Genomic DNA, 23,402 nt, shown 5'->3' on the forward strand with positions numbered 1-23,402 from the left:
CCCTAGTAGTCGATTGCATGGATTAAGTTGTTGCGGAAGTGAACGGTCGGGGTCCGGCGGGAGCAGTCCCTGGGGGTGCAGGAGCTGCGGGCTACAGGACGGCCATCGCCCGGTCGGTCGGCGCCACGGGGGCCGGAAGAATGGTGCTGCCCATCAGGAACTTGTCCACCGCGGCCGCGCACGCGCGGCCCTCGGCGATGGCCCAGACGATGAGCGACTGTCCGCGGCCGGCGTCTCCGGCCACGAAGATGCCTTCCGTGTTGGTCATGTAGTAGCCGTCACGGGCCACGTTGCCGCGGCCGTCGAACTCGGCGCTGACCTGCTCGGTGATCCCGGCGGGCTCGGCGCCGGTGAAACCGAGCGACAGGAACACCAGGTCAGCGGGGATGATCCGCTCGGTGCCGGCCTTCGGAAGGCGCTTGCCGTCCACGAACTCCGTCTCGGCAACCTTCACGCCGGTCAGTTTGCCCTTTTCGCCGACGAATTCCACGGTGGAGGCGAGGTAGGTGCGTTCGCCGCCTTCCTCGTGGGCGCTGGCAACCTCGAACAGGGTGGGGAACGTCGGCCAGGGCTGGTGGCCGGCGCGCTCCGCCGGGGGCTGCTTGCCGATCGCCAGGGTGGTCACGGAGGCGGCCTGGTGGCGGTGCGCGGTGCCGAGGCAGTCCGCGCCAGTGTCGCCGCCGCCGAGGATGACGACGTGCTTGCCGGCGGCATTGATCTGGTTCTCGACAGTCTCCCCCGCGACGACGCGGTTGGACGGGACGAGGTAGTCCATCGCAAAGTGGACGCCCTCGAGTTCACGGCCCGGAATGGGCAGGTCACGCGGGACGGTGGCGCCGGTGGCGACCACGACGGCGTCGTACCGGCGGCGCAGCTGCTCCCACGTCACGTCGGTGCCGACGGCGACTCCGGTCCGGAAGCGGGTGCCCTCGGCCTTCATCTGCTCCAGCCGGCGGTCCACGTGCTCCTTTTCCATCTTGAAGTCGGGGATCCCGTACCGCAGGAGGCCGCCGATCTTGTCATCGCGCTCGTAGACGGCAACCGTGTGGCCCACCCGGGTCAGCTGCTGCGCGACGGCGAGCCCGGCGGGGCCGGAGCCGACGACGGCGACCGTCTTGCCGCTGAGGCGGGCAGGCGGCAGCGGGTTGACCCAGCCGTTCTCGAACGCCTGGTCCACGATCGAAACCTCGACCTGCTTGATGGTCACCGCGGGCTGGTTGATACCCAGAACGCAGGACGCCTCGCAGGGGGCCGGGCAGAGGCGCCCGGTGAATTCGGGGAAGTTGTTGGTGGCGTGCAGCCGCTCCATCGCTTCCTCACCCTTGTCCCGCCAGATGAGGTCATTCCACTCCGGAATGAGGTTGCCCAGCGGGCAGCCCTGGTGGCAGAACGGCACGCCGCAGTCCATGCAGCGGCCGGCCTGGGACTTGAGGACACCCTTTTCCTGGGCCTCATAGACTTCCTTCCAGTCCATGATGCGGACCGGAACGGGACGGCGGGGCTGGGTTTCGCGCTGACGTACTTTCAGAAATCCGCGTGGATCAGCCACCGGTCACCTCCAGGATTCGAGACCAAACTTCTTCGCCGTCGGGGTCCAGGCCCTCTTCGATGGCGTCAAGACGGGTTTGCAGTACGGCCGCGTAGTCCCGCGGCAGCACCTTGGTTATGCGGGCCGCGGTGTCGTCGAAGTTCTCGAGCAGCCGGGCCGCGAGCAGCGATTCCGTTTCCTCGAGGTGCCTGACGAGCAGTCCGTGGACAATGTCGCGGTCCTCGGCGTCCAGTTCGCGCAGCTGCAGCTCGCCGGACTCCAGGGCCTGCTTGTTGACGCGTTCGGTCTGCAGGTCCAGCACGTAGGCCGTGCCGCCGGACATGCCGGCACCGAAGTTGCGGCCGGTGCGCCCGATGATGAGCGCCTGGCCACCGGTCATGTACTCGCAGCCGTGGTCGCCGATTCCTTCGACCACCGCGGTGGCTCCGGAGTTGCGGACCATAAAGCGTTCGCCGACCTGGCCGCGCAGGAACATCTCCCCGCTCGTGGCGCCGTAGCCGATCACGTTTCCGGCGATCACGTTGCGTTCCGCCGGGAAGACGTTGGTGCGGTCCGGCCGGACGATGATGCGCCCGCCGGACAGGCCCTTGCCGACGTAGTCGTTGGAGTCACCGAACATCCGCAGGGTGATGCCGGCCGGCAGGAACGCACCGAGCGACTGGCCGGCGGTGCCGGTCAGTGTGATGTCGATGGTGTCCGTCGCCAGCACGTCCGTGCTGAAGGTCTTGGTGACCACGTGGCCCAGCATCGTGCCGACGGAGCGGTCCGTGTTGATGACGTCGACGGCGATCTTGACCGGGCTGCGGTCGCTCAGGGCTTCCGCGGCCATGGCGATCAGGCGTTGGTCGAAGTGCTTGTCCAGCTCGTGGTTCTGGCCGGTCAGGTTGCGCAGCGGGGCGTCGTCGTCGAACTCGAGTCCGTGCAGGATGGGGTCCAGGTCCAGCCCTTCGGCCTTCCAGTGGTTGATCGCCTCACGGGTGTCGAGCATTTCGGCGTGGCCGATCGCTTCCTCGATGGTCCGGAAGCCAAGCTCGGCAAGGATCTCGCGGACTTCCTCGGCAAGGAATTCGAAGAAGTTGACCACGAACTCGGGCTTGCCGTTGAAGCGGGAGCGCAGCTCCGGGTTCTGCGTGGCGACGCCCACCGGGCAGGTGTCCAGGTGGCAGACGCGCATCATGATGCAGCCGGAGACCACCAGCGGGGCGGTGGCGAATCCGAACTCTTCACCGCCCAGCAGCGCCGCGATGACGACGTCGCGGCCGGTCTTGAGCTGGCCGTCCACCTGCACCACCACACGGTCGCGCAGGCCGTTGAGCATCAGGGTCTGCTGCGTCTCGGCGAGGCCCAGCTCCCACGGAACACCGGCGTGCTTCAGCGAGTTCAGCGGCGAGGCGCCGGTACCGCCGTCGTGGCCGGAGACCAGCACGACGTCGGCCTTCGCCTTCGTGACACCGGCGGCCACCGTGCCGATCCCGACCTCGGAGACGAGCTTGACGTGCACCCGGGCCGACGGGTTGGCCCGCTTGGCGTCGTAGATCAGCTGCGCGAGATCCTCGATCGAGTAGATGTCGTGGTGCGGCGGCGGGGAGATCAGTCCGACGCCGGGCGTCGAGTGCCGTGTCCGGGCCACCCAGGGGTAGACCTTCTGCGCCATCAACTGGCCGCCTTCGCCGGGCTTGGCGCCCTGCGCCATCTTGATCTGGATGTCATCGGCGTTGCTCAGGTACAGGCTCGTGACGCCGAAGCGGCCGGAGGCGATCTGCTTGACCGCGGAGCGGCGCTCGGGATCCAGCAGCCGGTCCACGTCCTCGCCGCCCTCACCGGTATTGGACTTGCCGCCCAGCCGGTTCATGGCGATCGCGAGGGTCTCGTGGGCTTCCTGCGAGATGGAGCCGTAGCTCATGGCGCCGGTGGAGAAGCGCTTGACGACGCTGGAGACGGACTCCACTTCCTCCAGCGGCACCGCGGGGCGCAGCCCTGACTTGAACTTCAGCAGCCCGCGCAGGGTCATCAGGTTCTCGGACTGGTCGTCGACGCCGCGGGTGTACTCCTTGAAGATGTCGTAGCGGCGCTCACGGGTGGCGTGCTGCAGCCGGAAAACGGTCTCCGGGTTGAACAGGTGCGGCTCGCCGTCGCGGCGCCACTGGTACTCGCCGCCGCCCAGGAGCGGACGGTGCGGCTGCTCGATGCCATTCTCGGGGTACGCCATCTGGTGGCGTGCCGCCACTTCGGCGGCAATGACGTCGAGGCCGACGCCGCCGAGCTGCGAGTGCGTGCCGGCGAAGTACTCGTCCACGAGGTCCTGGCCCAGGCCAAGGGCCTCGAAGGTCTGGGCGCCCGTGTAGGAGGCCACAGTGGAGATGCCCATCTTCGACATGATCTTCAGGACGCCCTTGCCCAGGCCCTTGATCAGGTTGTAGACACCGTCCTGCGGGGTGACCCCGAGGACGTCGCCGGAACTGATGAGCTGTTCCACGGATTCCATCGCCAGGTACGGGTTCACGGCGGAGGCGCCGTAGCCGATCAGCACGGCCACGTGGTGGGTCTCGCGGACGTCGCCGGCCTCGACCACAAGCGCGGTCTTGGTGCGGTTGGCGCTGCGGAGCAGGTGGTGGTGCACGGCGCTGACGAGCAGCAGGGACGGGATCGGCGCCCACTGGGCGTTCGAATCACGGTCCGAGAGCACGACGTACTGGACACCGCGGTTGATGGCGCCGGAGACCTGCTCGCAGATTTCGGTGAGCCGGGCGCGCAGGGCGTTCTCGCCGCCTTCGGGGCGGTAGAGGCCGCGGACCTTCATGGCGACCCTGTCGCCGTCGGCGTTCTCGATGTTGGCGATCTTGGCGAGCTGGTCATTGTTGATCACGGGGAACGGCAGCGCGACCTGCGGCTGGCGGACCTGCTTGGTGTCCAGCAGGTTGCCGTTGGGGCCGATCGCGCACATCAGGGAGGTGACGAGCTCCTCGCGGATGGCGTCCAGCGGCGGGTTGGTGACCTGCGCGAAGGACTGCACGAAGTAGTCGAAGAGCAGCCGCGGGCGCTTGGAGAGCACCGCGACGGGGGTGTCCGATCCCATCGCGCCGAGCGGTTCGGCGCCGGTGCGGGCCATCGGGCCCAGCAGGATCTTCAGTTCCTCCGTGGTGTAGCCGAAGGTCCGCTGGCGGATGTTGACCGAGGCCGCGGTGTGCACGACGTGCTCACGTTCGGGCAGGTCATTGAGGTCGATCAGGTTGTCCTTGACCCACTCGGCCCACGGGTTGGCCGCCGCCACCTCGGCCTTGACCTCGGCGTCATCGATGATCCGGCCGGCCTCGGTGTCCACCAGGAACATCTTGCCCGGCGAGACGCGGCCCTTCTTGACCACTTTGGAGGGTTCGACGTCGATCACGCCGACCTCGGAGGCGAAGACGACCAGGCCGTCTTCGGTGATCCAGTACCGGCCCGGGCGCAGACCATTGCGGTCCAGGGTGGCGCCGACCAGGTTGCCGTCGGTGAAGGAGACGGCCGCGGGGCCGTCCCACGGTTCCATCAGCAGCGAGTGGTACTCGTAGAAGGCCCGGCGGGCAGGATCCATCGTGGCGTGGTTTTCCCAGGCCTCGGGGATCATCATCATGATCGAGTGCGTGATGGGCCGTCCGGAAAGCCAGAGCAGCTCCGCGACCTCGTCGAAGGACGCGGAGTCCGAGGCGCCCGGGGTGCAGATCGGGTACAGCTCTTCGGGCGAGTCCCCCAGCAGCGGGTTGGCCAGCTGGGACTGCCGGGCGCGCATCCAGTTGCGGTTGCCCTTGACGGTGTTGATCTCGCCGTTGTGCGCGATGGTGCGGAAGGGCTGGGCCAGCGGCCAGGACGGGAAGGTGTTGGTGGAGAAGCGCGAGTGGACGATCGCAAGCTTGGTCTTGAAGCGCTTGTCCGACAGGTCCGGGTAGAACGGCTCCAGCTGGGCCGTGGTCAGCATGCCCTTGTAGACGATGGTCCGGGAGGACAGCGACGGGAAGTACACGCCGAACTTGTTCTGCGCGCGCTTGCGGAGCCGCCAGGCGCGCGAGTCGAGTTCGTTCCGCTCGAGGGTTTCCCCGGTGCTGGAGGCGAAGAACGGCTGCGAGAAATACGGCATGCAGGCCCGGGCCATGGCGCCGACGAGGTCTGCCATGACCGGGACTTCGCGCCAGCCCAGGACGGTCAGGCCCTCGTCGGCGGCGAGGCCCTCGATCCCGGCCTTGGCTGCCTCGGCTTCGCGCTGCTCGGCCGGCAGGAAGGCCGTGCCCACGACGTACTGGCCGGGAGCGGGGAGTTCGAAGTCGCTGACGGCGCGGAAGAATTCGTCCGGCACCTGCATGAGCAGCCCGGCGCCGTCGCCGGTCCCCTCATCGGCGCCCACGGCGCCGCGGTGCTCGAGGTTGCGCAGGGCGGTCAGGGCGGCTTCAACGATGTCGTAGCCTGGCTCCCCGCGGAGCGTGGCGATGATGGCGAGGCCGCAGGCGTCCTTTTCGTTCTCCGGGTTGTACAAACCGGCGGCTTCCGGCAGTGCCGCGAACCGCTTGAACGGCGACATGGCGGCCGGCGCCTGGTTCGGCTCGGACCAACTGGGGCTGTGCAGGGTTTGGGTCATGGGAGACGTCCTTCCTCCTGATCGTGCGTATGGGAGGGACAACATTGGCCCGGATCGGTGCGCCGGTGTGACGGGCACAACAAAGAGTTTCTAACTGGAATTGTAGGCCAGCCCGGCGTCCTGTACGAACAGTTACGCGGCCTGCTGGCCCGGGCTTGCGCGGACGGCAACGGTCTGCAGTCCGCAGCATTCCCTGCTGCCACGACGTTGTGGACACGGGCCCGGCGAGCGGTGGCTCTGCGGCCCGGTGTGCCGCTGCTGGGCTACTTGGTGCCGCCAGCTTCCGGCGCGGATCCGGGGGCATGGTGGCCGGGTGCTCCGGCCGCCGGTGCTCCCGTGGCCGGTGCTCCGGTGGCGGTGGTGCCGCCGGTGGATTCCTTTGATGCAGCAGCTGGGGCAGACGCGTCACCGGGACCGCTTTGGTTATCAGGGAGATTACCACGCGATTCACTATCTGAGACAGCAGAGTCCGAATGGCGGACGGGTCCGCTGTAGGCCGGAACAGTGCCGGCCGGAACCGTCGCGGGTTCCTTGCTTTCGGCGTCGCTCCTGGCCTCGGCGGCTGAGGTGTCGACGCTGGCCTGGACGACGGCGGCATGGTCGCCGTCGGACTTCTCGACGTCCGTCTTTTTCGCGTTGGACTTCTCGATGGCGGCGTCCCCGGCGTCAGCGTCAGCCGTCACCGCGACGGCGGCAGCCTTCCCGCCGTCGCCGGCGTCGGCCACCCAGTCCTTGGGTGCGCGGCCCGGCAGGAACGGCGTGTCGGGTACCTCGGGCTTGCGCCGCCCCAGGACGATGAAGGCGACCAGCGCTGCAAGAAGGACGAAGATGCTGGTCCACACGTTGAGCCTGGTGGTGATGCCGAAGAGGTTGATCTGCTCGGCGTCGTCGATCCGCATCGCTTCGATCCAGACCCGGCCCAGCGTGTAATAGACCGCGTAGAGCCAGAACAGGCGCCCGCGGCGGAAGGAGAAGCGCCGGTCCAGCACCAGCAGGATGGCGACGCCGGCCAGGTTCCAGAGCGACTCGTAGAGGAACGTCGGGTGGAAGAGCGTGTCCGCCGGCATGCCGGGCGGGAAGTTCGGGTTGTCAGCGTCAATCTGCAGTCCCCACGGCAGCGTGGTGGGGCCGCCGAAGAGTTCCTGGTTGAAGTAATTGCCCCAGCGGCCGATCGCCTGGGCCAGCAGCAGTCCAGGCGCGGCGGCGTCCACGAAGACGGTGAGTTTGACGCCGGCACGGCGGCAGCCGATCCAGGCGCCCACCGCCCCGAGCAGCACGGCACCCCAGATGCCCAGGCCACCGCGCTGGATCTGCGGGATCAGCGAGAGGTCACCGGTGCCGTCGAAGCCCGGGCCGAAATACGCGTCCGGTGAGGACACCACATGGTAGAGCCGGCCGCCGATGATGCCGAAGGGAATGGCCCAGATGGCGATGTCCCAGACGCTCCCCTCAGGTGCGCCGCGCCGCGCCCAGCGGACGGACGTGAGCCAGAGGCCGGCGATGATGCCGGCCAGGATGCACAGCGCGTAAGCGTGGATGCGCAGGGAACCCCACGGGAGCGGGATGTCGAATCCGGACCAGTCCGGGCTCGGAATGCTCGCGGGAACCATCGCCGCCATGTGGAGGACTGACTGCATTGCTTACACTTCTTCCTTGGTGAGGCCGGTGCTGAGGTCTTTCGTCAAGGACGCTACCGCATCCACCCCGCCGTCGCGGATCGCCGCGACGAGGGCGGTGCCCACGATCACGCCGTCGGCGTAGGCGGCGATCTCGCGGACCTGGTCCGCGTTGGACACTCCGAGGCCGACGCAGACGCGTTCGGCGCCGGCGGCATGCGCGGCGGCGACGACGCCCTCGGCTGCCGAACTGACGGAGGACCGGGCGCCCGTGACGCCCATGATGGAGACGGCGTAGACGAAGCCGCGGCTCGCGTCCACGGTCCGCTTCATCCGTTCCGGGGAGGACGAGGGCGCCACAAGGAACACCCGGTCCAGGCCGTACTTGTCCGAGGCCGCCATCCATTCGGAGGCTTCGTCCGGGATCAGGTCGGGGGTGATGAGCCCGGCTCCGCCGGCCTCGGTCAGGCGGCGGGAGAACTCGTCCACGCCCATCCGCACCACGGGATTCCAGTAGGTCATGACCAGTACGGCAGCGTCGGTCTTGCTCGTGATGCCACGGACGACGTCGAACACCTCTTGGACGCGGAACCCGTTGTCGAGGGCCTCCACGGTGGCGGCCTGGATGACCTGGCCGTCCATGACGGGGTCGGAATACGGGACGCCGATCTCGATCAGGTCGGCGCCGTTCTCCGCAAGGGCGATCCCTGCTGCGATGGTGTCCGCAACGCTGGGGTAGCCGGCGGGCAGGTAGCCGATGAGGGCCGCGCGGCCCTGCGCCTTGGCGCGGTCAATCGCGGCCGCCGACTTGCTGGTGCTGGTGATGTCCCGGCTGCTGGACGATTCGACGCTGCTCACAGTTGCTCCCCCTCTTTGGCGATCTCCGACTCGGGTGAGTCCTTGTCCAGTAGGTCGAACCATTCCGCGGCGGTGGCCACGTCCTTGTCGCCGCGGCCGGACAGGTTCACGATCACGATCTTTTCTGAAGTCTTACCTGCGGCCTGGCCTGCGGCGCTGCCTGATGTTTTGCCCGCGGCGGCGAGCCGCTGGCCCACCTTGATCGCGCCGGCGAGAGCGTGTGCGGACTCGATGGCCGGGATGATGCCCTCGGTGCGGCAGAGCAGCCGGAACGCGTCCATGGCCTCGCTGTCCGTGATGGGCTCATAGCTGACCCGTCCGATGTCTGCAAGGTAGGAGTGCTCCGGGCCAACGCCCGGGTAGTCCAGGCCTGCCGAGATGGAGTGCGACTCGATGGTCTGGCCGTCGTCGTCCTGCATCAGGTAGGAGCGGGCCCCGTGCAGCACGCCGGGCTTGCCGAGCGTGATGGTCGCCGCGTGGCGTCCGGTTTCGACGCCCTCGCCGCCGGCTTCGAAGCCATAGATCTTCACGGACGGATCATCCAGGAAGCCGTGGAAAATGCCGATGGCGTTGGAGCCGCCGCCGATGCAGGCGCACACGGCGTCGGGCAGGCGGCCGGCCTGGTCCAGGATCTGGGCGCGGGCCTCCTCGCCGATGACCTCGTGGAAGTAGCGGACCATCGCCGGGAAGGGGTGGGCGCCGGCGGCGGTGCCCAGCAGGTAGTGGGTGTTGTCCACATTGGCGACCCAGTCGCGGAGCGCCTCGTTAATGGCGTCCTTGAGCGTCTGGGAACCGTTGGTCACCGGGATGACCTTGGCCCCGAGAAGCTCCATCCGGGCCACGTTGAGGGCCTGCCGGCGGCAGTCCTCGGCGCCCATGTAGACGACGCATTCCAGGCCCATCAGGGCGGCGGCCGTGGCGCTGGCAACGCCGTGCTGTCCGGCGCCGGTTTCGGCGATGACGCGGGTCTTGCCCATCCGCTTGGCGAGCAGCGCCTGGCCCAGGACGTTGTTGATCTTGTGCGAGCCGGTGTGGTTCAGGTCCTCGCGCTTGAGGAAGATGCGCACTCCCCCGGCGTGCTCGGCGAAGCGCTTCGCCTCGGTCAGCAGCGAGGGCCGGCCGGAGTAGTTTTTGTTCAGCTCGGCGATCTGCGCGGTGAAGTCAGGATCGGCCTTGGCCTTCTCGAAGGTCTCCTCGAGCTCATCCAGGGCCGCGATGAGCGACTCCGGCATCCATCGGCCGCCGTAGGAGCCGAAGTAGGGCCCGGGGGCGTGCCGCAGGGATTCTCCACCCTGCAGGAACGCGTCCACGGCGCTTTCGTCTGAGCCGGCTGCTGGCGCATCGACCATCAATCTCACCATCCTGTTCCACTGCTAGCTAGTAAAGCCTCAAAAGTTTTGCAGGCGCCGCGCGCCCGGCACCCGACCCTGGGTGCCGGGACGGCCCCGTAGGGTACGCGACCGTCCGGCACGCCCCTCAGGAGCGGGCGGCGATTTCTTCCGCTCCGGCCGCCATGAATTCGGCGATCCGCTCGCGCGGGGTGGCATCGCTGACCAGGGCTTCGCCCACCAGGACGGCGTTGGCGCCGTTCGCCGCGTAGTGCCGGACGTCGTCGACGCCGCGCACACCGGACTCCGCGATCACAAGCGCGCCCGCGGGGATGCCCCCGGCGAGTTCCGCGAAGACGGAGCGGTCGACGTCGAGTGTCTTGAGGTTGCGCACGTTGACGCCGATGATCCGGGCCTCGGCGGCGACTGCCCTCTCGATTTCCTCCGCCGTATGCGTCTCTACCAGCACGTTCATGCCGAGTCCGCGGCTGAGGTCGCTGAACTCGCGCAGTTGCGCGTCGGAAAGGGAGGCCACGATCAGCAGGATGAGGTCGGCGCCGTGTGCGCGGGCTTCCCAGATCTGGTACTCGTCGATCATGAAGTCCTTGCGCAGCAGCGGGATGTCCACGGCTGCCCGGACGGCATCGAAATCGGCCAGCGAGCCGTTAAAGCGGCGCTGTTCGGTCAGGACGCTGATCGCAGCCGCGCCGCCGTCGGCGTACTGCACGGCGAGGGAAGCGGGGTCCGCGATGCTGGCGAGGTCGCCCTTGGACGGGCTGCGCCGCTTGATTTCGGCGATCACCTTCAGCTCGTCGCGCGCGGCGGAGGCGCCGCCGAGAGCGGCCCAGGCGTCACGTGCGGGCGAGGCTGCGGCGGCACGTTCCTTCAGTTCCGCAAGCGTGACGAGGCGCTGGCGGGCCTCCATATCCTCCTTGACACCGGCGTTGATGTCATCGAGAACAGTCACGCTTAGTGGCCGGAGTTCTTCAGCTTGCTGCCGCCGACGCCGTAGCCGGCCTTGCGCATGCCGAAGCCGATCAGCAGGCCGAGCACCATCACGGCGCCGCCCGCAATGAAGATCGGGGTGTTGGCGATGACAAAGGCGATGGACATGACGAGGCCGCCGAGGAGCATGACAAACACGGTGGTCCAGGCGGCGGGGCTGTTGCCGTGGCCGGTGGGTTCTCTGTGGTCGACGTCGTCGTAGTTGTACGTTCCGGCGGCAGGCTTGGGGGCGGAAACGGTGGCTTTGCTCATTGAAATCTCCTCAGGATGAATACTTGTTACATTCTGCCATTTATTGGCCGTGCCGCGGGCATCGGCTCAGGTGGGGTCGTCGCCGCGTGACAGCCGGTCCCAGCTGTCGATCTCGTCCGCGGGCCCGGTCGGCGCCGCGCCCGCGCCGGCGGCGGTGTCGTATTTCGTGCGTGCTTTCCAGTAGCGTCCCGCCGGGACGATCGCCAGCGCGCTGAGCCCCAGCAGGGCGCCGGCGACGACGGCGAGGGCGGGGAAGGCGGTGACGCCCACCTGGACGCTGCTGCCGCTGATCCCGGTGGCGGCGGCGATGGAGCCCTGGGCTGCCGCCAGCGGATCCGCCAGTACGACGGCGGCCGCGCTGACAATGCCGGCGGCCGCGAGCAGGATGATCGCTGTGATGATCCAGCGCGCCACCCGTCCCGCAATCGAGGCGGCGAGTCCGCCGGCGAGGGCCACGAGCGCCAGTGCCGTCACGGTGGTGGCGGCCTTGCTGCCCTGCACCTGCAGGCCGTCCTGGCTGCTGACGGCCTGGCCCAGCTGCGTGGGGTCGAGGTGGACCGTGAGCCAGGTCTGCGTGGTGGTGCCGAAGACCGCCAGGGACACGGCGGCCATGACCAGGACCAGGGTGGATTTCCGCGCCCAGCGCGGGACCACCGGGCTGGTGCTCTTGACCGTTGGTTCCCGAGGTGCGGGTTTTTGGGGCGCGGGTTCCTGGGGCGCGGTCCCGTTGCTCATGACTTCTCCGTCCCGGAAGCCTGGATGGAATCGGCAGTGATGTTGTGCAGGGAGCCCGCGGTGTGGACGGCGCGGAGCGGGGCGGCGGCCTTGTTGACGGTTTCCTGGGCTTCGGTGGGGTTGACCGAGTCCGCCACGATCCCGCCGCCGGCCTGCACATAGGCGCGGCCTTCCCGGAGCAGTGCCGAACGGATCGCGATCGCCATGTCCATGTCACCGGCGAAGTCCAGATAGCCCACCACGCCGCCGTAGATGCCGCGGCGGTGGGGTTCCAGCTCGTCCAGGAGGCGCAGCGCCCGCGGCTTGGGGGCTCCGGAGAGCGTCCCGGCCGGGAAAGTGGCCTTCAGGACGTCGTAGGCCTTGGCGTCCGGGGCGAGCTTGCCGACGACGGTGGAGACGAGGTGCATGATGTGGCTGAAGCGCTCCACTTCCATGAACTGGGTGACGTCCACCGTCCCGGCCACGCAGACCTTGGACAGATCGTTGCGGGAGAGATCGACCAGCATCAGGTGCTCGGCGCGTTCCTTCTGGTCCGCCAGCAGTTCCTCGGCCAGGGCCTTGTCCGCCTCGATGGTCTTGCCGCGCGGCCTGGAGCCGGCGATGGGGTGCGTGATGACTTCCTCGCCGGTCACGGTCACCAGCGCCTCCGGGGAGGAGCCGACGATCGAGTACTGGCGGCCGGCGGCGTCCTCGAGGCTGAAGATGTACATGTAGGGGCTGGGGTTCGTGTTCCGGAGCACCCGGTAGACGTCCAGCGGGTCGGCGCCGCATTCCATTTCGAAACGGCGGGAGATCACCACCTGGAAGACTTCGCCGTCGACGATCGCCTCCTTGCCGCGGTCCAGGGCGGCCAGGTACTCCGTCTCGTCCCAGCGTTCCTGCACGCTCGAGGCGAAGTCCAGGGCGGCGGTCTCCAGCACCGAGACGGGCTGCTCCACGGGGGTACTGACCTTGGCCAGCAGCGCCTTCACGCGGGCGACGGCGTCGTGCCAGGCCTCATCGACCCGTTCGGAGCTGTTGTCGAAGTTGATGGCGTTGGCGATCAGCAGGACGGTGCCGTCCATGTTGTCGTGCACCGCCATGTCCGTGACCAGGTTCAGGGCCATCTCCGGCAGGTCCAGGTCGTCGTCCGGCGGGCTGGTGAGCTTCTCCCAGTGCCGGACTGTTTCCCAGCCGAGGAATCCGACGAGGCCGGAGGTGAACGGCGGCAGTCCTTCGAACCGTTCGGTGCGGAGCGCCTCGATGGTGTCACGGATCGCGTCCACCGGGCTGCCGTCCAGCGGCACGCCGACGGGCGGCTCGCCGAGCCAGTGCGCCTGCCCGTCCTTGGTGGTCAAGGTGGCCCGGGAACGGGCGCCGATGAAGGAGTAGCGGGACCAGGCGCCGCCGACAGCGGCGGATTCCATCAGGAAGGTGCCGGGCTGGCCCTGCGCGAGCTTGCGGTACAGCCCGATCGGGGTTTCGGCGTCGGCCAGCACCTTCAGCCGGACGGGAATGACGCGGCTGTGGCCTGCGAGTTCGCGGAACTCCTCCAGGCCCGGGCTGATGATTCCAAGGTCCTGCATGGCTGTGATTTCCGCCTGTTCTTTCGGTGGTCCTGAAGGTTCAATTTCTGCCCGGAGATTCAAGTGCCGGGCTGTGCCCGGAAGTGCGGCTGGTGTATGCGCGGTGTGTGCCGGGGCCGCGGGGTCAGTCCGCGTGGCCGGTCACGGCGTCGAGCTCGCGGCCGTCGAAGCAGGTCCGGGTCCCGGTGTGGCAGGCCGCGCCGACCTGGTCGACGCGGACCAGCAAGGCATCGCCGTCGCAATCCATCGCGAGGGACTTGACCCACTGCACGTGGCCGGAGGTGTCACCCTTGCGCCAGTATTCCTGGCGGGAGCGCGAATAGAACGTCACGCGTCCGGTTGTCATAGTGCGGTGCAGCGCCTCGTCGTCCATCCAGCCCAGCATGAGCACCTCATGGGTGTCGAACTGCTGGACGATCGCCGCGACCAGGCCTGCACTATCCCGCTTGAGAGCCTCAGCAAGACCGGCGGGGAGGGGGCTGCCCGGCGGCGTCGGGCCCGGGGCCGTCACATTCGGGGCCGTCGAACTCGGGAAAGGGGCGGGGGCGGGCTGCTCAGACATCAGATCAAGTCTAGTGCCTCCAAGGGGGCGGGGGCTTTCTCCTCAGCACCGGCGCTTAACATCGGAGCCAACGAGCCGTGGAAAGCCTGCGGGCATCCAAACGGCGGCGGTTCCAGTGCACACGCCGCGCCGTCTCGTGCTAGTTTCACAAGTGATGCATTTCGCCGATCCGTCCCGAGAAGTCTTGGCCGAAACCCTGCTGGCGGCCGGCCCTGACTCCCCCACGCTCTGCAAGGGCTGGCTCACCCGCCACCTTGCCGCCCACCTGTACCTGCGCGAGCGTAAAGCCGCCGTCGGACTGGGGCTCCTGATCAAGCGGCTGTCCAAGGCCTCGGACCAGGCCACGGCCAAACTGGCGGCCAAGCTGAAGACGCCGGAGGACTACAACAAGCTGGTCACCGCCTTCCGCGCCGGCCCGCCCGCGCTCTCGCCGATGAAGATCAAGGCCCTGGATGAGAGCTCCAACCTGATCGAGTACTTCGTCCACACCGAGGATGTCCGCCGGGCGGTGGACCGCTGGGCGCCGCGCGCCCTGGACGAGGAGTACTCGGACGCGCTCTGGGATGAGCTGATCAAGCGCGCCGCGATCCTGTACCGCGGCGTGGATCTGGGCATCGTACTGGTGCGTCCCTCCGGGCCCCGCCACGTGGCCAAACGTGCTCCGGTGTCCGTGGCCATCGTGGGCGAACCGGGCGAACTGTTGATGCACGCCCATGGCCGCACCCGCCACGCCCTCGTGACCTTCGAGGGACAGCCGGACGCCGTCGCGCTGCTGCAGTCCGCCGAAGTCGGCCTCTAAGGCACCACCCAAAGCCAAGCAACGCGGGGTCACTTACCGCCCATAATTCCCGGCGGGATGGGCGGTAAGTGACCCCGCGTTGCTGTGCAGCGGACCCAGTGGGCCTAGCGGTCATTTTCGTTAATTCGTCGGGGGTTGAGGCCCATTCTTCGCGCCCGGGACAGGGCATGACCGGAATATGTCCATGCGCCGGCCCCGGCGCGGGGCATGTCCTGACCCGGGGGCACGTGCCGTGGCTCCGCTGGGGGGCGTCGGGCCACTTCCCCGGGAGGACATGCCCAGCCTTCGCCCCGGGGACCGGGCATAACCGGAATATGTCCATGCGCCGGCCCCGGCGCGGGGCATGTCCTGACCCGGGAGCACGTGCAGTGGCTCCGCTGGGGGCGTCGGGCCACTTCCCCGGGAGGACACCGCCCAGTCTTCGCCCCGGGGACCGGGCATGACCCGAATATGTCCATCCGCTGGCCCCGGCGCGGGGCATGTCCTGTCCGGTGCTCATTTTCGCTGAGGCCGTCGGGGTCAGGCTGCCGGTGCGTGCACGTGGCTGCTCACGCGTAGAGCAGCTGGTCGTTGAGGCCGGTGGTGCATTCCGGTCGACCCGGCCGGCTGGCCGAGGCCCTTGAAACCGCCGCCGGCGATGGCCTGGCGCGACACCGCCTGCGGCCTCTACCCCAACAACCCCACCGCCTGGACCTAACCCCCCGACGAACCAACGAAAATGCCAACTAGTGGGCCTAGCGGACCTCGAAGCCTGCCTCGCGGATGGCGGCCTTGACCTGGGCGATCATGTCGAGCGGACCGAAGTGGAAGACCGAGGCCGCAAGGACGGCGTCGGCGCCCGCCGCCACCGCCGGGGGGAAGTGCTCGGGTTTGCCGGCGCCGCCGGAGGCAATCAGCGGCACTTTGACCGCCGCCCGCGCGAGGCGGATCAGTTCCAGGTCGAAGCCGTCCTTGGTGCCGTCGGCGTCGATCGAGTTGAGCAGGATTTCGCCCACGCCCCGGTCCGCCGCTTCACGCGCCCAGGCGATGGCGTCGATCCCGGTCCCCTGGCGTCCGCCATGGGTGGTGACCTCGAAGCCGGAGGCGGTGGGCTGCGATCCCGGGCGGGTGCGGCGCGCGTCGAGGGACAGCACGAGGACCTGGGAGCCGAAGTGCCGGGTGATCTCATCGATCACGTCCGGCCGGGCCACGGCCGCGGTGTTGATGGCAGCCTTGTCCGCGCCGAAGCGCAGGAGCTTGTCCACCTCGGCCACACAGCGGACACCGCCGCCCACCGTCAGCGGGATGAAGACTTCCTCGGCGGTGCGGCGGACGACGTCGAAGGTCGTCTCCCGGTTGCCGGAGGACGCGGTGACGTCGAGGAACGTCAGTTCGTCGGCGCCGCCGTTGTCATAGCGGTGCGCGAGTTCCACCGGGTCACCGGCGTCGCGCAGTCCTTCGAAGTTGATGCCCTTGACCACGCGGCCGGCGTCGACGTCGAGGCACGGGATGACGCGCACGGCTACAGTCATGGCTTCTCCTGGTATTCGCTCACGAAAGATTCACTCACGGAAAATTGAGTCACGGACGCGCCGTTTGTCAGATGCGGCAGGCGTGGATTGTGCTGACCAGGATGGCCCGGGCGCCCAGGTCGTACAGCTCGTCCATGATCCGGTTGGTTTCCCTTTTGGGCACCATGGAACGGACGGCAACCCAGTCCGAATCGCGCAACGGGGAGACCGTGGGTGACTCGAGGCCCGGCGTCAGTGCGGCGGCCTCTTCGACGAGTTCCTTGCGGATGTCGTAGTCCATCAACACGTACTGCCGCGCCACGAGGACACCCTGGAGGCGGCGGATCAGCACCTCGATTTCCTTGACGGTTCCGTTCGCGGCGCCGCCCTGGCCGGTGCGGCGGATCAGCACGGCCTCGGACTTGAGGATCGGTTCCCCGAAGATCTCCATGCCGGCGGCCTTGAGAGTGCTGCCGGTTTCGACGACGTCGGCGATCGCGTCCGCGACACCGAGCCGGACCGAGGATTCGACGGCGCCGTCGAGCCGGACGACCTTGGCCTTGATGCCGCGCTCGGCGAGGTAGCCGCGGAGCAGGCCGTCGTAGCTGGTGGCGAGGCGCTTGCCCTCGAGCTGTTCGACTGAGCTGAAGTCGCCCACCGGGCCGGCGAAGCGGAACGTGGAGGCGGCGAAGCCCAGCGGCAGCAGTTCTTCGGCTTCAACCTCGGCGTCGAGCAGCAGGTCGCGGCCGGTGATGCCGACGTCGAGCGTGCCCTGGCCGACGTACACGGCGATGTCGCGCGGGCGGAGGAAGAAGAATTCAATGTCGTTGTCCTGGTCCACCATCACGAGCTCGCGGGTGTCGCGGCGCTGGCGGTAGCCTGCCTCGGCAAGCATGGCGGAGGCGGCTTCGGACAGGGATCCCTTGTTCGGGACGGCAACTCTCAGCATTGGGGAGGTCTTTCTTGGTCAGGACGAAGTCCGTTCAGGAACAGTCCGTTCAGGAACAGTCGGTTCAGGCACAGCGGGCCACGCAATGCACCGGATCCGCGTGAAATATTCAGGCGGGCTCCGGCGCGGACGTGGCTAGAGATGCTTGTAGACGTCCTCCAGGCTGAGTCCTTTGGCGAGCATCAGAACCTGCAGGTGATAGAGGAGCTGGGAAATTTCTTCCGCGGCGGCTTCATCGGATTCATACTCGGCAGCCATCCAGACCTCGGCCGCTTCTTCCACGACTTTCTTACCGATGCCGTGGACTCCGGAATCCAGTTCGGCGACGGTGCGGGAGCCCTCCGGGCGGACGGCTGCCTTCTCACTCAGTTCTGCGAACAGCGACTCGAAATTCTTCACACCCTCCAGCCTACTTGCTCGCTGCCGGGCAGCGCCTGCGGGGCCCTTGCATGACGGCCGGGATGTGAGCGATTCCACAGTGCCCATTCCACGACGGCGATTCCACCACGCCGATTCCGCGACTCCGATTCCACCATGACCGGCGCCGAGGCCCTCCCCGTCAGCTGTACTGCTGGAGGGTCACGGCGGTGGCGAGGGCAGCGGTGGCCGCCTCGTGGCCCTTGTCCTCTGTGGAGCCGGGCAGCCCCGCCCGGTCGATGCCCTGCTGTTCGGTGTCGCAGGTCAGCACGCCGAAGCCGACCGGCACGCCGGTGCGCACCGAGACTTCGGTGAGGCCCAGGGTGGCGGCCTCACAGACGTACTCGAAGTGCGGGGTTCCGCCGCGGATCACGACGCCGAGCGCCACGACGGCGTCGAAGTGCGGCGCCAGCCGGGCGGCGGCGACGGGAAGTTCGAAGGTGCCGGGAACGCGCAGCACGGTGGGTTCGCTGATGCCGGCGTCCTTGGCCGCACGGAGGGCGCCGTCAAGCAGCCCGTCCATGATCTGGGTATGCCAGCTGGCTGCCACGATGGCCAGTTTCAGCCGGGAGGTCTCCTCCGGTTTGAAGGTGCTGAGGTCAATCTGTGGTGCGCCGTGTCCGCTCATCTGGGATTCCTTGTTCTGCTAAGTCTTTTGCGGTGTCTAATGGGGTGGTACTTGGTCAGTCTTGTTCGTATTCGAATCCGCGCAGGCCCGCTGCCGGCGCTGCCGGCTCCATGTCCAGGACCAGCCGGTGGTCCATCCGGTCCTTCTTGGTCTGCAGGTAGCGGATGTTCTGCTCCCGGGAGGGGACCTCGGTGGGAACCATCTCCACCACGCGGACACCGGCCTGGGCGAGGCGGTCCTGCTTATCTGGGTTGTTGCTCAGCAGGCGGACCTCGTGTAGTCCCATCTCGGCGAGGATCTGGGCCGCGGCCTTGTAGCAGCGAGCGTCCACCGGCAGGCCCAGCTGCTCGTTGGCCTCCACCGTGTCGAAGCCGGCTTCCTGTAGGGCGTAGGCCTTCATCTTGTTCGCCAGGCCGATCCCGCGGCCTTCCTGCCCGCGCAAGTACAGCAGCGTGCCGCCGAATTCGTTGATCATCTCGAGGGCGTAGGCCAGCTGTTCGCCGCAGTCGCAGCGGTAGGAGCCGAACACATCGCCGGTGAGGCACTCCGAATGGAGGCGCACCAGCGGTGCCTTGCCGTCAACAGGAGGCAGCGGCGAACTGACCGCGAGGTGTTCGGCTCCGGTGGCCAGATCGGTCCAGGCCTGCGCCACAAAGTCGCCGAAGCCCGTGGGCAGCTGCACGATGGGTCCCGCGCTGACCGGATGCGGCTGGCGTCCCGTGCTGATCTCTTGTGCTTCCGACGTCGTCATCGTCTCTCCTTCATCAAACGGCTATCAGATGGTGTCCGCTGCGCGGCCGGCAGGCTGCCCGGCGTCCAGGTAGGCCACCAGGTCCGCAATCGAGATCAGGGGGCAACCGTGCTCCAGGGCGAAACCACGAAGTCCGTCCAGCCGCATCATTTCCCCGTCGTCGTACACCAGCTCTGCAATCACACCCACGGGCTCCAGGCCGGCCAGCCGGCACAGGTCCACTGCCGCCTCTGTGTGGCCGGGACGTTCCCGCACTCCACCGTTAACGGCGCGGAGGGGAAAAACATGCCCGGGCCGGGTCAGGGCCGACGGCGTGCTGCCCGGGTCCGCGAGGATCCGGGCCGTCAGGGCCCGGTCGGTTGCGGATATTCCGGTGCTGACGCCCGCCGCGGCGTCGCAGGACACCGTGTAGGCCGTGCCTTTGGAGTCCTGGTTGATTTCCACCATCGGTGGGAGCGCCAGCGCGTCGGCCCGGCCGGCGTCGAGCGGCACACAGATCACTCCGGAGCTGTAGCGCACCGTCCAGCCCATCAGGGCGGGCGTGGCATGCTGGGCGGCGAAAATGATGTCGCCTTCGTTTTCGCGGTCCTCGTTGTCGACCACGAGGACGGGACGGCCGGCCGCCATGGCGCGGACCGCGTCTTCGATCGGATCGAGGCCAGAGCGCGTGGCGTTGTCCGTTGCGGCGGACAGGTCCTTGAGGTGATTCACTGTCCCGCCACCTCCCCGCGTACTGCTCCCCCGGCTGCTCCGCTGGAAAATGCGAGCAGGCGCTCAGTGTACTTCGCCAGTACGTCCACTTCGAGGTTGACCCGGCCGCCGGGGCGTTTTGCACCCAGCCCGGTTTCGGCCAGCGTGGTGGGGATCAGCCCCACCTCGAACCACGGCGCAGGCTCCGGTGCCGGGCTCACGGCCGTTACGGTGAGGGACACGCCGTCGACGGCGATTGATCCTTTTTCCGCAATGTAGCGGGCCAGCCCGGCCGGCACGCCAAAGCGGAGGCGGTCCCAATTACCGAGCGCCTCGCGCTCCCGCAGTTCGCCGACGCCGTCGACGTGGCCCTGGACGACGTGGCCGTCGAGGCGGCCGCCCGCCGGAACGCAACGCTCCAGGTTGACAGGGTCCCCCGCGGTGAGTTCGCCAATGGTGCTGCGGGTCAGCGTCTCCCCCATGACATCGACGCTGAAATCCTTGCCGTCGATCTCGGTGGCGGTGAGGCAGACGCCGTTGACGGCGATCGAGCCGCCCAGGGCGAGTCCCTCGGTGGTGCCGGGTGCGCGGAGCCGGACGGTGGCGCTGATGTCCCCGTTGCGCTCAACGGACAACACCTTCCCCTGCTCGGCGATAATTCCGGTGAACATCAATTGCCTCCTGCGGCGGTGTCCGCGCCGGTGCGGCGCGGGGTGGAATCGGATGAAGTGGTGGGGGCGGCCGGTGCAGAACCGGTCGCCGGGGCGGGGCGCAGATGCAGCCGCAGGTCGCGGCCGAGCATCCGGACCGCCCCTCCGGACGCGGGGTCCCATTCCCAAGGCTGTGCGTCGGCCAGGGTGGTGATGCCGAGGTCCTCCAGCGCCGGGGTACCTGAGCCGAGGAGCGTCGGGGCGAGGTAGACGATGAGTTCATCCACGAGCCCTGCGGCGAGGAAGGCGCTCAGGATCCGGGAGCCGCCTTCGACCATGAGGTGGCGCACGCCGGCCGCGAACAGCTCGTCGAGAGCCTCACGCGGATCGCGCGTCGGCAGGTGCAGCACCTTGCCGTCGTCGCCGTTGATGGCCGCGCCGTCGGGAATCCCGCGGTAACCCATCACGGCGCGCAGCGGCTGCTTGCCGGCCGGCTCGCCGTCTGGGTTGCGGGCTGTGAGGCGCGGATTATCGACGAGGACCGTCTGGGTTCCGACCAGGATGGCGTCGATGCGGCCGCGCAGGTCGTGGTTGTCGGCGAGGGATTCCGGGCTGGAAATCCACTGGCTGGTGCCGTCGCCGGCGGCGATCCGGCTGTCGAGGGTCTGCGCGATGTGGAGGGTGACGAAGGGCCGCTGGGAGGCGACGGCGTCGAACCAGCGACGGTTCATGTCCAGCGCGGGGACTGCCCCGAGCCCGGAACGGACCCGGACCCCCGCCGCACGCAGTGTGGCCGCGCCGCCGGCGGCCGGGTCGTGCGGGTCATCGACGGCGTAGACGACGTCGGTGATACCGGCGTCGATGATCGCCTGCGCACAGGGGCCCGTCCGTCCGCAGTGGTTGCAGGGCTCCAGAGTGACCAGCATGGTGGTGCCGCCGAGGTCGTGGCCGGCCGCGGCAGCCTGGGCGATCGCGTCCGCTTCCGCGTGGGCCGTGCCGGCGCCGCGGTGGTAGCCGGTGACCAGCCGGGTTCCGTCGGCAGCGATGACGACGGCGCCCACCAGTGGGTTCGCCCCCCGCGGCCCCTGCAGAGCCGCTTCGACGGCCGAGTCCATGGCGGCGATCTCGGCAGCGCTGAAGCCGGCAGCGCTGAAACCGGCAGTCAGCCTCGCAACGTCGGGGGCGCTCATTTGGCCACCAACGGGTCAGGGAAGGCCGTTTCCACCGTCACGGGATTGTCCAGCTGCTTCGAGGCGCGCCACCAGACGAAGAATCCGGCGAGCGTGAAGAAGCCGTAGAACAGGTACATAAAGGCGCTGGCGTAGTAGCCGGCGCTGAACAGCAGCGGTACACCGACGATGTCCACCGCCACCCAGATCAGCCAGAATTCGGTCCAGCCGCGGGCCATGCCGTAGGTCGCCAGCAGCGAGCCCATGAATGTCCACGCGTCGGCCCACACCGGTGGGTAGGAGCCGAGCGAGTCGAATACCGGGGTGAGGGCAGCGGTTCCGGCCACGAGGCTAAGAGCCAGGATGACCCGGGTCTTGTTACTGGCCCAGCGTGGCGCGATAGCTGCGCCACCGGCGGAGGACTGCCGGCTCTGCTGCCAGCGGTACCAGCCATAAACAGCGACGCCGACGAACATGACCTGGCGTCCGGCCTGGCCCCAGAGCGTGGCTGGAATGGCAGAGCCGAAGACGTTGCCCAGAAAGACCGTCAAGAGCAGGAGGTTGCCGGCGATGCCCACCGGCCAGGCCCAGACCCGGCGGCGCATGCCGCCCAGGGCGCTGGCGAGCCCAAAAATGTTGCCTAGCACTTCACGAAGAATCAGGACAGATCCACCAACCGGGATCTGCGCTTCGAAGAGCCATCGCAAGAGGTCCATGCGTGTGTCGTTCCTTCCCTCAAGAACCGCGATGGCTCCGGGGGTATACGACAGCGCAATTCCGCGGCACCAAAAGGCGCCGCAGTAACAGCTGTACGTGCTTCTCTCATCCAGACTTTAACTGTCGGTACCGGAGTTCCACCGGTTCAACCGTCCGCCGGCTCCTTCCCGAAGGAAAACGCCGGCTCGCGGGTCGCGGACTATAACCGCCGGTTCGGACTTACACCGACCCCGGAGCACGTATGTGTGTTGTTATTCTGACACAACTGCCGGGTAGCTCCGGCTATTCCCCACAGCCGATGTTACGTAGGGCGTCATTTTCGTCCCGGCCGGCGGCTCGGCGGCGGCCGGAGCGTCAGCGGCTGCCGGCGGCGCGGAGCCGTTCGATGGCCTCCGCGGGATCCGCGGCCCCGTAGACGGCGGACCCCGCCACGAAGACATTCGCTCCCGCCTCGGCGGCACGCACGATCGTCTCCTCGGTGATGCCGCCGTCGACCTGCAGCGCCACTCCGACGCCGGAGCCGTCAATCGCTGCCCGGGCCCGCCGGATCTTCGGCAGCGTGAGGTCAAGGAAGGACTGTCCGCCGAAGCCCGGCTCCACCGTCATGATCAGCAGCAGGTCCAGTTCGGAAAGCATGTCCAGATAGGGTTCCACCGGAGTACCGGGCCGGAGTGCCATTCCTGCCTTCGCCCCGCGGGCGCGTAGCTCGCGGGCCAGTTTGATCGGCGCAATCGAGGCTTCCGCGTGGAAAGTCACGGAGGCAACGCCGGCGTCGGCGTAGCCCGGAGCCCAGCGGTCGGCGTCGGCGATCATGAGGTGGGCATCCAACGGCACCGGGCTGACGGCCTGGATCCGCTGGACAACGGGCAGCCCGATCGTCAGGTTGGGCACGAAGTGGTTGTCCATGACGTCGACGTGCACGGCATCCGCGTTACTGATTCTGCGAAGTTCGGCTTCCAGGTTCGCGAAGTCGGCTGAAAGGATGCTCGGGTTGATGCAGCACTGGGCCATGAAATTCCTTTACGTTTCTGCTGGGTGGTCTGCTGGGCATGGTTTCCAGTGA

The 23,402-nt window shown here is 68.1% G+C and carries 21 protein-coding genes and 1 riboswitch; of the genes, 1 reads left to right on the forward strand and 20 read right to left on the reverse strand.

Going from position 1 to position 23,402, the window contains the following annotated elements; all coding sequences use genetic code 11:
- Positions 1 to 91: 91 nt before the first annotated feature.
- The 10 genes from ACVWZ8_RS20575 to hisI all read right to left on the reverse strand — a co-directional run bounded on the left by ACVWZ8_RS20575 (position 92) and on the right by hisI (position 14,079).
- Complete coding sequence (locus ACVWZ8_RS20575; protein WP_426977223.1) at positions 92 to 1,549, reverse strand: glutamate synthase subunit beta; 1,458 nt, start codon at positions 1,547 to 1,549, stop codon at positions 92 to 94.
- Positions 1,542 to 6,158 (reverse strand): glutamate synthase large subunit, encoded by a 4,617-nt coding sequence (gene gltB / locus ACVWZ8_RS20580; protein ID WP_426977221.1) that lies wholly within the window; start codon positions 6,156 to 6,158, stop codon positions 1,542 to 1,544. Before gltB ends, ACVWZ8_RS20575 begins: the two co-directional genes overlap by 8 nt.
- A 263-nt stretch (positions 6,159 to 6,421) precedes the next feature.
- Positions 6,422 to 7,795: a prolipoprotein diacylglyceryl transferase gene (gene lgt, locus ACVWZ8_RS20585; protein ID WP_456505673.1), complete on the reverse strand. Its 1,374-nt coding sequence runs from the start codon at positions 7,793 to 7,795 to the stop codon at positions 6,422 to 6,424.
- Between the two features lie 3 nt (positions 7,796 to 7,798).
- Positions 7,799 to 8,632 (reverse strand): tryptophan synthase subunit alpha, encoded by an 834-nt coding sequence (gene trpA / locus ACVWZ8_RS20590; RefSeq protein WP_456505674.1) that lies wholly within the window; start codon positions 8,630 to 8,632, stop codon positions 7,799 to 7,801.
- Positions 8,629 to 9,981 carry a tryptophan synthase subunit beta gene (trpB, locus tag ACVWZ8_RS20595; RefSeq protein ID WP_426977216.1) on the reverse strand — a complete coding sequence of 451 codons (1,353 nt, stop codon included), beginning with the start codon at positions 9,979 to 9,981 and terminating at the stop codon, positions 8,629 to 8,631. The genes trpA and trpB overlap by 4 nt, the downstream gene beginning before the upstream one ends.
- A gap of 127 nt (positions 9,982 to 10,108) precedes the next feature.
- Positions 10,109 to 10,927, reverse strand: coding sequence for an indole-3-glycerol phosphate synthase TrpC (gene trpC / locus ACVWZ8_RS20600; RefSeq protein ID WP_456505675.1), 819 nt, complete (start codon positions 10,925 to 10,927; stop codon positions 10,109 to 10,111).
- 2 nt (positions 10,928 to 10,929) lie between these two features.
- Positions 10,930 to 11,217 carry an HGxxPAAW family protein gene (locus ACVWZ8_RS20605; RefSeq protein ID WP_426977213.1) on the reverse strand — a complete coding sequence of 96 codons (288 nt, stop codon included), beginning with the start codon at positions 11,215 to 11,217 and terminating at the stop codon, positions 10,930 to 10,932.
- A 66-nt stretch (positions 11,218 to 11,283) separates the two neighbouring features.
- Positions 11,284 to 11,952, reverse strand: coding sequence for a Trp biosynthesis-associated membrane protein (locus tag ACVWZ8_RS20610; protein WP_426977212.1), 669 nt, complete (start codon positions 11,950 to 11,952; stop codon positions 11,284 to 11,286).
- Positions 11,949 to 13,517 (reverse strand): anthranilate synthase component I, encoded by a 1,569-nt coding sequence (locus ACVWZ8_RS20615; RefSeq protein ID WP_456505676.1) that lies wholly within the window; start codon positions 13,515 to 13,517, stop codon positions 11,949 to 11,951. The genes ACVWZ8_RS20610 and ACVWZ8_RS20615 overlap by 4 nt, the downstream gene beginning before the upstream one ends.
- Positions 13,518 to 13,641: 124 nt before the next feature.
- Entirely contained in the window at positions 13,642 to 14,079 is a 438-nt protein-coding gene (gene hisI / locus ACVWZ8_RS20620) for a phosphoribosyl-AMP cyclohydrolase (RefSeq protein WP_456505677.1), read from the reverse strand.
- Between the two features lie 154 nt (positions 14,080 to 14,233).
- On the opposite strand from hisI, the gene ACVWZ8_RS20625 reads away from it, so the two are divergent.
- Positions 14,234 to 14,878: a TIGR03085 family metal-binding protein gene (locus ACVWZ8_RS20625; RefSeq protein WP_426979882.1), complete on the forward strand. Its 645-nt coding sequence runs from the start codon at positions 14,234 to 14,236 to the stop codon at positions 14,876 to 14,878.
- A 734-nt stretch (positions 14,879 to 15,612) separates the two neighbouring features.
- On the opposite strand, the gene hisF is transcribed toward ACVWZ8_RS20625, so the two are convergent.
- From hisF to rpe, 10 genes are all read right to left on the reverse strand, one after another.
- Positions 15,613 to 16,389, reverse strand: a complete 777-nt coding sequence (hisF, locus tag ACVWZ8_RS20630) for an imidazole glycerol phosphate synthase subunit HisF (RefSeq protein WP_456505678.1) — start codon at positions 16,387 to 16,389, stop codon at positions 15,613 to 15,615.
- A 67-nt stretch (positions 16,390 to 16,456) separates the two neighbouring features.
- Entirely contained in the window at positions 16,457 to 17,317 is an 861-nt protein-coding gene (hisG, locus tag ACVWZ8_RS20635) for an ATP phosphoribosyltransferase (RefSeq protein WP_456505679.1), read from the reverse strand.
- 135 nt (positions 17,318 to 17,452) lie between these two features.
- On the reverse strand, positions 17,453 to 17,716 hold the full coding sequence (locus ACVWZ8_RS20640) for a phosphoribosyl-ATP diphosphatase (RefSeq protein ID WP_024367461.1): 264 nt from the start codon (positions 17,714 to 17,716) through the stop codon (positions 17,453 to 17,455).
- Between the two features lie 160 nt (positions 17,717 to 17,876).
- Positions 17,877 to 18,362, reverse strand: a complete 486-nt coding sequence (ribH, locus tag ACVWZ8_RS20645) for a 6,7-dimethyl-8-ribityllumazine synthase (protein WP_426977203.1) — start codon at positions 18,360 to 18,362, stop codon at positions 17,877 to 17,879.
- A 55-nt stretch (positions 18,363 to 18,417) separates the two neighbouring features.
- Positions 18,418 to 19,113, reverse strand: coding sequence for a GTP cyclohydrolase II (ribA, locus tag ACVWZ8_RS20650; protein WP_426977202.1), 696 nt, complete (start codon positions 19,111 to 19,113; stop codon positions 18,418 to 18,420).
- Between the two features lie 24 nt (positions 19,114 to 19,137).
- Positions 19,138 to 19,824 carry a 3,4-dihydroxy-2-butanone-4-phosphate synthase gene (gene ribB / locus ACVWZ8_RS20655; RefSeq protein ID WP_456505680.1) on the reverse strand — a complete coding sequence of 229 codons (687 nt, stop codon included), beginning with the start codon at positions 19,822 to 19,824 and terminating at the stop codon, positions 19,138 to 19,140.
- A complete protein-coding gene (locus ACVWZ8_RS20660) occupies positions 19,821 to 20,474 on the reverse strand; it encodes a riboflavin synthase (protein WP_426977200.1) in 654 nt (217 codons plus the stop codon). The genes ribB and ACVWZ8_RS20660 overlap by 4 nt, the downstream gene beginning before the upstream one ends.
- Complete coding sequence (gene ribD / locus ACVWZ8_RS20665; protein WP_456505681.1) at positions 20,474 to 21,643, reverse strand: bifunctional diaminohydroxyphosphoribosylaminopyrimidine deaminase/5-amino-6-(5-phosphoribosylamino)uracil reductase RibD; 1,170 nt, start codon at positions 21,641 to 21,643, stop codon at positions 20,474 to 20,476. Before ribD ends, ACVWZ8_RS20660 begins: the two co-directional genes overlap by 1 nt.
- Positions 21,640 to 22,338 (reverse strand): nicotinamide riboside transporter PnuC, encoded by a 699-nt coding sequence (pnuC, locus tag ACVWZ8_RS20670; protein WP_456505682.1) that lies wholly within the window; start codon positions 22,336 to 22,338, stop codon positions 21,640 to 21,642. Before pnuC ends, ribD begins: the two co-directional genes overlap by 4 nt.
- 93 nt (positions 22,339 to 22,431) lie before the next feature.
- A riboswitch (FMN riboswitch) is annotated at positions 22,432 to 22,582 on the reverse strand.
- Between the two features lie 111 nt (positions 22,583 to 22,693).
- Positions 22,694 to 23,350 (reverse strand): ribulose-phosphate 3-epimerase, encoded by a 657-nt coding sequence (gene rpe / locus ACVWZ8_RS20675; protein ID WP_426977196.1) that lies wholly within the window; start codon positions 23,348 to 23,350, stop codon positions 22,694 to 22,696.
- Between the last annotated feature and the right edge of the window lie 52 nt (positions 23,351 to 23,402).

The sequence above is a fragment of the Arthrobacter sp. UYCu723 genome (assembly GCF_054059215.1).

Excerpts from the sequence above, each read along its gene's own strand:
- lgt (WP_456505673.1), bottom strand. The coding sequence starts at position 7,795 with ATGCAGTCAGTCCTCCACATGGCGGCGATGGTTCCCGCGAGCATTCCG.
- ACVWZ8_RS20605 (WP_426977213.1), bottom strand. The coding sequence starts at position 11,217 with ATGAGCAAAGCCACCGTTTCCGCCCCCAAGCCTGCCGCCGGAACGTAC.
- ACVWZ8_RS20610 (WP_426977212.1), bottom strand. The coding sequence starts at position 11,952 with ATGAGCAACGGGACCGCGCCCCAGGAACCCGCGCCCCAAAAACCCGCA.
- ACVWZ8_RS20625 (WP_426979882.1), top strand. The coding sequence starts at position 14,234 with ATGCATTTCGCCGATCCGTCCCGAGAAGTCTTGGCCGAAACCCTGCTG.
- pnuC (WP_456505682.1), bottom strand. The coding sequence starts at position 22,338 with ATGGACCTCTTGCGATGGCTCTTCGAAGCGCAGATCCCGGTTGGTGGA.
- ACVWZ8_RS20615 (WP_456505676.1), bottom strand. The coding sequence starts at position 13,517 with ATGCAGGACCTTGGAATCATCAGCCCGGGCCTGGAGGAGTTCCGCGAA.
- hisF (WP_456505678.1), bottom strand. The coding sequence starts at position 16,389 with ATGACTGTAGCCGTGCGCGTCATCCCGTGCCTCGACGTCGACGCCGGC.
- rpe (WP_426977196.1), bottom strand. The coding sequence starts at position 23,350 with ATGGCCCAGTGCTGCATCAACCCGAGCATCCTTTCAGCCGACTTCGCG.
- trpB (WP_426977216.1), bottom strand. The coding sequence starts at position 9,981 with ATGGTCGATGCGCCAGCAGCCGGCTCAGACGAAAGCGCCGTGGACGCG.
- ribD (WP_456505681.1), bottom strand. The coding sequence starts at position 21,643 with ATGAGCGCCCCCGACGTTGCGAGGCTGACTGCCGGTTTCAGCGCTGCC.
- hisG (WP_456505679.1), bottom strand. The coding sequence starts at position 17,317 with ATGCTGAGAGTTGCCGTCCCGAACAAGGGATCCCTGTCCGAAGCCGCC.
- gltB (WP_426977221.1), bottom strand. The coding sequence starts at position 6,158 with ATGACCCAAACCCTGCACAGCCCCAGTTGGTCCGAGCCGAACCAGGCG.
- ribA (WP_426977202.1), bottom strand. The coding sequence starts at position 19,113 with ATGACGACGTCGGAAGCACAAGAGATCAGCACGGGACGCCAGCCGCAT.
- hisI (WP_456505677.1), bottom strand. The coding sequence starts at position 14,079 with ATGTCTGAGCAGCCCGCCCCCGCCCCTTTCCCGAGTTCGACGGCCCCG.
- ACVWZ8_RS20660 (WP_426977200.1), bottom strand. The coding sequence starts at position 20,474 with ATGTTCACCGGAATTATCGCCGAGCAGGGGAAGGTGTTGTCCGTTGAG.
- ribH (WP_426977203.1), bottom strand. The coding sequence starts at position 18,362 with ATGAGCGGACACGGCGCACCACAGATTGACCTCAGCACCTTCAAACCG.